Genomic DNA, 10,010 nt, shown 5'->3' on the forward strand with positions numbered 1-10,010 from the left:
GATTAGGTTAAAAAGGGCGTTTTGGTAAATCGCAGAATCTGCTTTGATTTCCTTTGATTTTAATGCCTTGTAGTCAAATCCTGCTTCGATTGATAACGCCCCACCTGCGCGAAAATCAAAGGTTTTGCCAAAACTTGTGCTAAATCCAAATCCCAAATTTTGCGGTTTTATGTCTGCCAAAAATTGCGTTTTTAAGTCGTTTGAAAAGTAGTAGAAATCCCCGCGTGCCTTTAAAAATAGCGCAAAAGGCAAGTCGATTTTATAATGCAAACCGCCTAATAAATTTAGGTTTTTGATTTGCAAGTCTGTGATTTTTGCGTCGCTTAATGTGCCATAAGTTAGGGCGAAATGCGCTCCCAAAGTGTGAGATTCTGCGACTCTTGCGCTAAATGCGGTGATGAATCCATAATTAAATCCGCTTAATGCGTAGTTTCCTGCTTGTGCGAAAGAGTTGTGATTGATGAAGGGTGTGAAAATGAAATGATAATTTTTCGCAGAATCTGCGAGATTTTTCACTTCACTCAAAATAACAAAGGCGGAGTCAAGATTTGCAGAATCTCGCAATGAGGGAGAATTCGCAGAATCTCGCAATGACGGGGAATTATTTGTGGATTCTACGGATTTTCGTGGGAAAATTATCGCATTAGTCATCATCGAAAAATTATTCATCGTGCGGATATTTGCGCTGTAAAGTCGTGCAACTGCGCTATTTTGCGGTTTTGGAGAGACGAAAAATTTATTGCCACTTTGCGAGATTTCAAAAATGTCATTTTTTGAGATTAAGCGAGAAATATCCACAGGAAGCGCATTTTTGCCATCGCTATTTACCACAAGTTTATCCAAACTATACGCACTTCCTAACTCAAAATTTTCGCCAAAATCCAAAATCAACTTCCCGCCATCGGCGAATGTTGCAGTGGCGTCTTTTAGCACGATATGCGAGTTATCCTTCGCCTCGCCACTAAAAGCATTAAATGTGTTCGCCCCTTCATCTATTTTCATCGCATATTTTTTTATTATAAGCGTCATATAACCCGCGCTACTGCCCGCAAAATGCGCCTTTTTGTCGTTGTAATCATAAATATTTATCGTGCCGTAGTTCTCCATAACTACGCTAAATCCGCTTGTTTTGCTGTATAACCCGCCCATAGTGTCGTAGTTTGCGATAGTGTCGATGCTGCCATTTTCGATGACTATGCCACTTGTGATTTTGCCGTAGTTTGCAAAATGCCCTATTTTGGCACTTTCGCCGTTGTTACCAAGCACGATTGATTGCGGGTAGGTGGTGGTGACACCCCAAAAAAATTTAAAAAAAAAGGGGGAAAAATTGAAATGCCATAAGTCGAAGTGCTAACAATCTCGCCGTAGTTGATGAAATCGCCTATTGTGGCGGACTTTATGTTGATGTATTTTGTGGTGACTTTGGCGTGATTTGCGATATTTTGATAAGGCGTAGAGATGACGCAGGGTGCGGATGAGTCTTTGCAAAGGGTGGAGAGTTCAACCGCATTTAGATTCTGCGAAAAAGTCGCATTTAGCGCATTTAGCAAAAGAAAAATGCTGATTTTTGCCTTGTGCGTTTTTATGCTAAATGGATTTTTAACTCGGGGGGGGGGGATTTATAAAGTTTTACTGAAAGTCTCATTTGCGTGAATCCTTGAAATATAAAATTAAAAATTGCGATTATAGCAAAAATATGTTTAGATTCTGCGAAATTTATAAAAATTTCGTGTGAAATCGCAGAATCTGTGCGTAAAAATCACAAAAACCACAATAGATTCTGCGAATTTTTCGCAGAATCTGCGCTATGTTTCCGTCATTGTGAGACTTGCTTTGCAAATCGTGGCAATCTATTCTTTTATTTTTTTATGGATTGCTTCGTTGTTTTCGCTTCGCTCAAACTGCCTCGCAATGACGGAGAAAAAATTCGCAGAATCTGCAAACTTATTTATTTAGCTTCATAAATATATGGCACGCCACGAATTGCGCCACTTTTGAATAAAAACTCCGAAGTGCCTTTCACTGCCGTTGTGTCGATGTTTTTAGGTGCTTTGAAGTTGTTTGAAAAGACTTCTTTTAGCGCGTTTAACTTTGTCCTTTCGGTGTCGGCGGATTTGACTTTGCTAACCACCCACGCCGCCTTTTTCAGCGAATCTTCGCCCAAAATGCCTACCATCACCATATTTACATTTTGCGTTTTTAGTCGCTCATCGATTTTGCGGAATTCCTCTTTGCAATATCCGCAGTTCGGGTCTGCGATGATGAAAGTCGTAGGCGCGTTTTTCGCCTTTGATTTGAGTGTGATGAACTGCTCGGGTTTGAGTTGCTTGATGAGCTCGCCTACTACGATGCTTTGCGCGCTTTCATTGTGCGCTTCAACCTCTGCGACTTTTTTGCTGATGATGTCCTCATCGCCCTTTATGTTTGTAAGAAATATGTTTGATAGTCCGATAATCATATCGCCGTTTTTTGTCGCAAATAGCGGGATTTGCTGTTTGCTGCCGTCTAATTGTATGACTACAAATTTCAAATCTTTGCTTGATTTTAAGTCGCTTTTGCTTACGATTTTTACCTGTGTTTGCGTTTGCTTTTCGATGAGTTTTGTGAGATTGTCCTCAAAACTCGCGGCATTTACGCTCAAACTAATGCCAAAAAGCACCAAAACTGCCATTATTTTTTTCATTTTCAATCCTTTCAAATTTAATAAAAACGCATTGTAATATTATTTTGTTAAAATAAAGTTAAGGTGCAAAAATGCTTGATTTGTTTGCAAAATCGCAGAATCTGCATTATTTTAATCCAAAATTCGCTACAATCGCGAATTTAAAAAAATGACGGAGATTTGCAACTTTGGAGCGATTAGTAGAGATTGAGCGCGTAAGCTTTGAGGAAAAGGACGAAACCAGCTTGCGCCCCGCGAAATTTAGCGAGTATATCGGGCAGGAAAATATCAAAAAAAATCTCCACATTTCTATAAACGCCGCAAAAAAGCGTGGCGAGGCGTTAGACCATATTTTGCTTTTTGGACCGCCGGGGCTTGGCAAAACGACTTTGGCGTATGTGATTGCTAATGAAATGGGCGCAAATATCAAGGTAACCTCCGCGCCGATGATTGAAAAAAGTGGCGATTTGGCGGCGATTCTTACGAATCTTAGCAAAGGCGATATTTTGTTTATCGATGAGATTCACCGCCTAAGCTCGGCGATTGAAGAAATCTTGTATTCGGCGATGGAGGATTTTAGGCTTGATATTATCATAGGTTCAGGTCCTTCGGCACAGACGATAAAAATCGACATTGAGAATTTTACGCTAATTGGCGCAACCACCCGCGCAGGAATGCTTAGCAATCCACTGCGTGATAGATTTGGCATAAATTTTAGAATGCAGTTTTATGAAGTCGCTGAACTAGCGCAAATCGTGCGCCTAGCAAGTAAAAAGCTAAATAAGATTTGCGCGGAGGATTCGGCGGTAGAAATCGCAAAGCGTTCGCGCGGGACGCCACGCGTGGCACTGCGACTTTTGAAGCGAATCCGCGACTTTGCGGAGTTCAACAACGAATCCACAATCAAAATAAAGCGCACCATTGAGGCTCTAAATGAGCTTGGAGTCGATGAGCGGGGCTTTGATGAGTTAGATTTGGCGTTTTTGCGCTTACTTTGCAACGCAAATGGACGCGCTTTGGGGCTAAATACCATTGCTGCGGCGTTAAGCGAAGATGAGCGCACGATTGAGGATATAATCGAGCCGTATTTACTTGCAAATGGCTATATAGAGCGCACAGCACGCGGACGCGTAGCCACAAAAAAGAGCTATGATTTGCTAAATTTGGCATTTAAAGAGCTGTTTTAGAGGGTGAATTCTGTAAGAGTTAGATTTGCAAATTATGCTATAATGCCGAGATTTTTGAAACTTTGTGGAGGCATACGATGACACTGATTATAAAAAATGTCAAAGAGGAATATTTAAGCGCGTTTAAGGGACTTGCGGAGGGGACAAATGCCACGCTCACAGCCGAATCGGGCAACGAATCTAGCGAATGCCCCATTTGCAAATCCTACAATTACGAGCCTAGCGATGAGCTTTTGGAGGCGATTGCTGAGGTAGAGAGAGGCGAAGTTACTACTTATGATAGCTTTGAGGATTATAAGGCAAATATTGACAATGAGTAAGTATAAAGTTGCCGTTTCAAGTAAATACAAAAAACAGCGAAAGAAGCTTTCCAAACAAGATATACTGATGGTTGATGAAATTATCAAGCGACTAGCTAATGGCGAATTTTTAGAGCCAAAATACCACGACCACGCATTGCAGGGCGATTATAAAGGCTACCAAGAATGCCATATAAAGCCAAATTTGCTTTTGATATATCGCATTTATGATAATATTTTAACGCTATATTTGGCGCAGGTAGGCTCTCATAACGAGCTTTTTAAAAAATGATTGCGTGGAATTTAGCGTGATATTGTAAAATTTCGCATTAGATTCTGCGATATTCGCACACAAGGACGCAAATGAAGCCAAAATACTTCTTTTTCATCATCTTTTTTGCCACGCTTTATGGCATTTTGTATCTTTATAAACCCTTTTTGATGAATCTCACAATCGCCGCGTTGCTTTGCATTGCGAGTTTTGGGCTGAAAAAATACATCGATAGATTTGTGCGCTATAATTTTCTCTCATCATTTTTTGCGGTATTTATTTTTTTAGCGATTTTTGTAATCCCGCTTTTTGTCGTGGGGAGCGAGATTTTACACGAGATTAAAAGTATCGATTTAAACGCCCTTACAAACTTCATAAAAGACACACAAGAAAAGGCAATCGCCCTTTTGCAAAATCTCCCAGACGCCCTAAAAGAGCGCACAATCGAAGCGATAAAGTCCATAAACATCAGCGAAGGCGTGAGCTACGCGGTAAATTTAAGTGCGACTTTTGGCAAGGCAAGTGTGAAATTTTTCATAGATTTGGGATTTATCCTAATCTTTTTGTATTTATTTTACTACTACGGCGTTGTGATTCGCGACTACATCATCGATATTGTCCCATTTAGCAAGAAAACAAGCGTTGAGATTTTGAGCGAAACAGGTGGCGTGCTAAAAGTCGTATTTTTCACAAGTATCATTTCGATGATTTTGCAAGGACTAAGTTTTGGCGTGGTGGCGGGCATTTTGGGATTTAGCGGAGTGCTTTTTGGCGTGGCTTATGGTTTGGCGTCAATCGTGCCGCTTGTCGGCGGGGCAATCGTGTGGCTACCCTTTGCGCTGTATTTGTATTATTTGGGCGAAGTGAAAAGTGCGATTTTTGTGGCACTTTACTCGATGATATTTATTGGATTTGTGATTGATAATGTGATAAAACCGCTAATCATCGGCGTTGTGAATAACTTCGCCCTAAAAGAGCCCGTGAAAATCAACGAAATGATAATTTTCATCGCCATTTTGGCGGGGATGGCGAGCTTTGGATTTTGGGGTGTGATTATTGGACCGACTTTGAGTGCGTTTTTTATTGCGTTGCTTCGCGTGTATAAAAATCAAAAATTTTAAATTTGGAGTGCGAAAATGTTTATTTGGCGGATGAAATTTTTGGACTTTGGGGGCATTGGCGCGACAAAATTTGCCCGATTCTGCGGGGCGAAAAAGGGCAGGGTGTTTTATTTTAAAATCAGCGATTTGGGCGTTTCAACCGCGCTAATTTTAAAGCAAGAGGCAATTAGCGTGGGTGGCGATTTTATCACGCCAAAAGAGCTGATTTTAGGCGAAGGCGGGTGCTATGATGGCATTTTGATTGCCACGCACCATCAATTAGAAAAGTTAGTCAAAAAATGCGCGATTCAACCATTTGGATTAAAAAAAATAGGCGAAATTGTGCAAGAACATTTAGATTCTGCGATTCACGCAAAAATCGCAGAATCTAAACAAGATTCGTCATTGCGAGCGAGCGAAGCGAGCGTGGCAATCCAAAATTTTTGCGATAGCAAAAATGATAAAAATCAATCGTGCGAAGCACCAAAATCTCGCCCGCTTCGTGGTGCAAAAAATCGGGAGCAAGCGAGCAGTAGTGCGAGTGCCGATTTTTTGCTAGAAGCGGAAAAGCGAGGCACTCCCCCTAAAAGCGAAAAAGCGGCTGCTTTTTGGGAACACAATTTAAATGAAGTCGGGGGGAGCGGGAGCGGGGTGCAGCCCTTTTTGCGAGAAAAAACTAGCGAATCAAATGCTAAAAATGGCGAAAATATCGCAGATTCTGCGAATCAAACAAAAATCGCAGAATCTAACACGAAATCGCAGAATCTAAATGTGGATTGCCACGATTCTGCTTCGCAGAATCTCGCAATGACGGAAAATGACGCAGATTCTGCGAATCGCAGAATCTCGCACGAAAACGCAGAATCTAAAAAAACAAATACCCACCCCCTAACCCCCTCCGCAAGGGAGGGGGGACAAAATGCAGAAAATAATTCGAATGAATACCCAAAGGCAAATTGTGCAAAATCTCCGCAAATTATGGGCATCATCAATATCAATGACGACTCATTTTTCGCAGAATCTCGCCTAAAAAACATCGATAAAATCCTACAAAAAATCGAAGCGATGATTTCGCAAGGCGTGGCGATTATCGACATTGGCGCGGTTTCATCTCGACCGGGCGCGGAGCGAGTGGATGGCAAAGTCGAGTTAGAGCGACTAAAAGAGCCACTAGACGCGATTTTTAGCGCAGGATTCACGCAAAGGACGGACTTTTCGCTTGATAGCTATAACTTTGAATGCGTAGAATTCGCGCTAAATCGCGGATTTAGCATTATAAATGACATCGAGGGACTGCGCGATATGCGCCTTGCAACACTCGCGCAAAATAGCGATAAAAAAATTGTGCTTATGCACAACAGCTGGATTTATCCGCCCAAAGATTCGCAAAATATCATTCAGTCAGTCGATGATTTTTTCGCCCAAAAGATTGAATCGCTTTATAGATTCGGCATAAAAAAAGAGCAGATAATTTTGGATTTTGGATTTGGATTTGGTAAAAATGACAGCGAAAATATCACGCTTGTGCGCAATCTAGCGCATTTTCGCCATTTTGGTTGTGCGCTACTTGTGGGGGCGAGTATGAAGCGCACGATTGGCGCACTTACAGAGCAAGAGACGCAAAATCGCCTTTTTGGCACGCTTGCATTGCACCAAATCGCCCTTGATAACGGCGCAGATATTATTCGCTGTCATAATTTTAGCGCACACATCGATATGCTAAAAGTGTGGAGTGCGCTAAATGGGTGCGTGCGTGACTAGAAGAGAGCTTTTACTAGCTCAGTTAAGGGCGCACGGGCTAAATCACATTGAAAAATTAAGCGATTCGCAGTTAGAGGGCGAGTTTAAAAAGGCGACTATTGAGTGGAGCAAAAACTTTATTTCACATAATTTTAAGAGCGTTCAAAGCACGATTGAAGTGGCAGATTCAGCGATTGTGGCAAAAATCAAGGGGGCAAGTGACTTTTACGCACTTTTTAATGAGCTACTTGTCGAATACCCCTACGGCGCGATTTATGAGTGCATTGCAAATGCGCTAGAAGTGGAGGCGGTGCAAAAGGCACTTTTGATTTTGGAGATAAAATACCGCCAATATCAAGAAATCATCATCGATGAAATCCGCAAAAAGACGCATTTTATGCCCGATGAAGAGGTGGCGGACTTTATGCTTTTTATTGAGAAAAATCGCGATGAGGTGGAGCTATTAAAAAATATTTTGGCGCAGTTAAATGACGCCAAAATCGCCCAAACTATCCGCAATATCAGCAACCTTAAAAAATACATTTTGAGCGAATTTATGCCCGATGATTTAGAGCAAAATTACAAGCAGTTTTTCAACCACTCAAAGGACAAGCAGGACTTAATCGCTAGCTTGCAAAAAATAAGCAGTGCGTATAGCAAAAAGCAGTTAGATGATATGACAAAGGGGGATTTGGTAGAGATTTTGAATGCGATAAAACAGCGCGAGATTGATGACAAAAAGGACAAAGAGGACTTTAAGAGATATTTCGCAGAGTTTAAAAATGCGCTGTATAGCGATGATACGAGCGTTTTTGATGCGTTGGTGATACAAGTGCTTGAAGATGTGAGTAAGGATTGCTTGGCAAAGTTAAAGGCGCATTTAAGCGCGGAGGATACGCTATTTGAAAGCAAATTCACAATGGCACAAAGAGAGTGGAATCGCCTGAAAGCACACGGATAGGGTTTGATTTGGGGGAGAGATTCTGCGAAATTGTGCGAGATTGTGCGAAATTTGCGATTTAGATTCTGCGATTTTATGGCGAATCGCAGAATCTAATGCAAAAAATTCGTCATTGCGAACTATTTTTTAAAGAAATCAAGCGCGATTTAAATATAAATATATCAAAAAAATGGCGACTTAACTGCTTGGGCGCGTAGCGGAGTGCTATTATTAAATGCAATTTTAAGTGTAGTTAGAAAAATCTTTATCGCACAAAGATTTTGGATGGGAAACTCTTACAAATAAAGCGATTGAAATCCTATCAGAAAAGCGCGAAAATCTTGTATTTATGCTTTGGGGCAAATATGCGCGTAGCAAAAAAATACTAATCGATTCTAACAAACATTTAGTATTAGAATCTTCACACCCGTCCCCTTTGTGGCAAAGATATGAAAAATTTATAGGTTACGGGCATTTTAGCAAATGTAACGATTATTTACAAAAAAATGGCATAAACCCAATAAATTGGGCGTTACCTACATAAAACTTCAATATCGCTTTTATTAGCCAATCTATCCAATTACAACCCTTTAATTTTTGATTTATCGTCTATTTTTGAATTAGTCGTGTTATCTAACGAATTTATCGCATATAAAATCAATCCACCAAATACAAGCATTAAACAAATTGCCACAATTAGTCCAACCATTACAATCTCTCCAATTCATTTAATTTTTTTACAAGATAGCGCATTGCAAAAACAAACATTATCGCAATTATAACTGCACCAATTATTGAGATTACAAGCTGAAATTTAGTAATTGTTTCAATATTGATTACAACAAACGCAATAATTCCAAACAAAGCAGTCAAAAGAGCAAATAAAAAACTCTTTGTCAAATCTAATGAAAATTTTACTCGCTCTTTTACACTCATATCCTGTCCTTTACACCTACTCCGTCCTTTTTACTCATAACTCAACTATTATGCCTACAAAAACCTTAAGAAATTATTAAGGTTAATAATATTATTAACTTTTAAAAAACAGATTCTTCTCCTTTGCTCAAATCCAAGATTTGCTTCGCTCCGCTCGTTCGCAATGACAAAATAAAAACAGATTCTGCGATTTGATTAAAATGCGGCTTTTATAATAATTTTGTGGAAATTATCTTTGTAGATTGTGCGATTTAGAGAGATTCTGCGACAAATTTCGCAGAATCTAAATTCCCCCTTGCGGGGGAGAAAGTAGAATTAAAAAGAATTAAAACTCAACCGTTCCCGTAGAAGCAAGTGGAATGATTTTATTTCCCGGACCGCCAGAGCTTGCAAAGGACACTTTTAGTGCATAGCAGAAGTTTGTCGCTTTTGAGACTGTCACGTGGTCGCCACCGATATTATTTGGTGAGAACACTAGCATACCTTCCGCTGTGTTGATGCCTAGCACCATTCCGCAGTCGCCTTTTTTACCACCGCTAGTCGTTTGGACATTACCGATGGGTGCAATGCCGTTTGCTTGCTCCACTGAAAGAGCAGCGTTTGTTGTAGAGATAGGATTACCGCCCTTATTCCACCTTGCGCCATCCAATCCTGCCACTTCGATTATCCAATCACCCCAATCTTTGTTTGGAGTTTGCCCTGCGACTGGTTTATTTGGATCTGGTGCTTTGCTCTGCGTAGGGTCGATATTATCGGCAAATACTTTTGCCACAATCGCCTTTTGCGCGCTTGCCAAGTCGCTTCTTGCTGTTGCTACCTGCGCATCTGTCCTAGTTGCGACAAATCTAGGCACCGCTACCGCCGCCAAAACGCCA

The 10,010-nt window shown here is 40.7% G+C and carries 11 protein-coding genes and 1 pseudogene; 7 read left to right on the plus strand and 5 right to left on the minus strand.

Annotated features, from left to right (window positions below):
- Positions 1-1,266: hypothetical protein (locus tag ACWIUD_RS11805; protein WP_454149329.1), on the minus strand; the 1,266-nt coding region annotated here is incomplete at its 3' end.
- Entirely contained in the window at positions 1,233-1,550 is a 318-nt protein-coding gene (locus ACWIUD_RS11810) for a hypothetical protein (protein WP_454136085.1), read from the minus strand. The genes ACWIUD_RS11810 and ACWIUD_RS11805, both read right to left, overlap by 34 nt.
- A gap of 181 nt (positions 1,551-1,731) precedes the next feature.
- On the opposite strand from ACWIUD_RS11810, the gene ACWIUD_RS11815 reads away from it, so the two are divergent.
- Positions 1,732-1,956 (plus strand): hypothetical protein, encoded by a 225-nt coding sequence (locus tag ACWIUD_RS11815; RefSeq protein WP_454149331.1) that lies wholly within the window; start codon positions 1,732-1,734, stop codon positions 1,954-1,956.
- On the opposite strand, the gene ACWIUD_RS11820 is transcribed toward ACWIUD_RS11815, so the two are convergent.
- Positions 1,949-2,683 carry a hypothetical protein gene (locus tag ACWIUD_RS11820; RefSeq protein ID WP_454149333.1) on the minus strand — a complete coding sequence of 245 codons (735 nt, stop codon included), beginning with the start codon at positions 2,681-2,683 and terminating at the stop codon, positions 1,949-1,951. The genes ACWIUD_RS11815 and ACWIUD_RS11820 overlap by 8 nt on opposite strands.
- A gap of 167 nt (positions 2,684-2,850) precedes the next feature.
- Between ACWIUD_RS11820 and ruvB the strand changes: the two genes are divergently transcribed.
- From ruvB to ACWIUD_RS11850, 6 genes are all read left to right on the plus strand, one after another.
- Entirely contained in the window at positions 2,851-3,849 is a 999-nt protein-coding gene (ruvB, locus tag ACWIUD_RS11825) for a Holliday junction branch migration DNA helicase RuvB (protein WP_454149335.1), read from the plus strand.
- 77 nt (positions 3,850-3,926) lie between these two features.
- The gene (locus ACWIUD_RS11830) at positions 3,927-4,169 is read left to right on the plus strand and encodes a hypothetical protein (protein ID WP_454149336.1); all 243 of its coding nucleotides are present in this window, start codon (positions 3,927-3,929) and stop codon (positions 4,167-4,169) included.
- Entirely contained in the window at positions 4,162-4,440 is a 279-nt protein-coding gene (locus ACWIUD_RS11835) for a type II toxin-antitoxin system YafQ family toxin (RefSeq protein ID WP_454149338.1), read from the plus strand. The genes ACWIUD_RS11830 and ACWIUD_RS11835 overlap by 8 nt, the downstream gene beginning before the upstream one ends.
- A 71-nt stretch (positions 4,441-4,511) precedes the next feature.
- Complete coding sequence (locus ACWIUD_RS11840) at positions 4,512-5,540, plus strand: AI-2E family transporter (protein WP_454136090.1); 1,029 nt, start codon at positions 4,512-4,514, stop codon at positions 5,538-5,540.
- A gap of 15 nt (positions 5,541-5,555) precedes the next feature.
- Positions 5,556-7,280 (plus strand): dihydropteroate synthase, encoded by a 1,725-nt coding sequence (gene folP, locus ACWIUD_RS11845; RefSeq protein ID WP_454149339.1) that lies wholly within the window; start codon positions 5,556-5,558, stop codon positions 7,278-7,280.
- Positions 7,273-8,220, plus strand: a complete 948-nt coding sequence (locus ACWIUD_RS11850; RefSeq protein WP_454149340.1) for a hypothetical protein — start codon at positions 7,273-7,275, stop codon at positions 8,218-8,220. Before folP ends, ACWIUD_RS11850 begins: the two co-directional genes overlap by 8 nt.
- Positions 8,221-8,907: 687 nt before the next feature.
- Here ACWIUD_RS11850 and ACWIUD_RS11855 read toward each other — a convergent pair.
- Together ACWIUD_RS11855 and ACWIUD_RS11860 are read right to left on the minus strand one after the other, a co-directional pair.
- Complete coding sequence (locus tag ACWIUD_RS11855; RefSeq protein ID WP_454136094.1) at positions 8,908-9,135, minus strand: hypothetical protein; 228 nt, start codon at positions 9,133-9,135, stop codon at positions 8,908-8,910.
- Positions 9,136-9,460: 325 nt separating this feature from the next.
- Positions 9,461-10,010 (minus strand): annotated as a pseudogene (locus ACWIUD_RS11860) (hypothetical protein); the annotation flags it as partial.

The organism is Helicobacter sp. 23-1044 (genome assembly GCF_053654695.1).

Coding starts and splice junctions, on each gene's coding strand:
- ACWIUD_RS11820 (WP_454149333.1), bottom strand. CDS start 2,683: ATGAAAAAAATAATGGCAGTTTTGGTGCTTTTTGGCATTAGTTTGAGC.
- ACWIUD_RS11830 (WP_454149336.1), top strand. CDS start 3,927: ATGACACTGATTATAAAAAATGTCAAAGAGGAATATTTAAGCGCGTTT.
- ACWIUD_RS11835 (WP_454149338.1), top strand. CDS start 4,162: ATGAGTAAGTATAAAGTTGCCGTTTCAAGTAAATACAAAAAACAGCGA.
- ACWIUD_RS11840 (WP_454136090.1), top strand. CDS start 4,512: ATGAAGCCAAAATACTTCTTTTTCATCATCTTTTTTGCCACGCTTTAT.
- folP (WP_454149339.1), top strand. CDS start 5,556: ATGTTTATTTGGCGGATGAAATTTTTGGACTTTGGGGGCATTGGCGCG.
- ACWIUD_RS11855 (WP_454136094.1), bottom strand. CDS start 9,135: ATGAGTGTAAAAGAGCGAGTAAAATTTTCATTAGATTTGACAAAGAGT.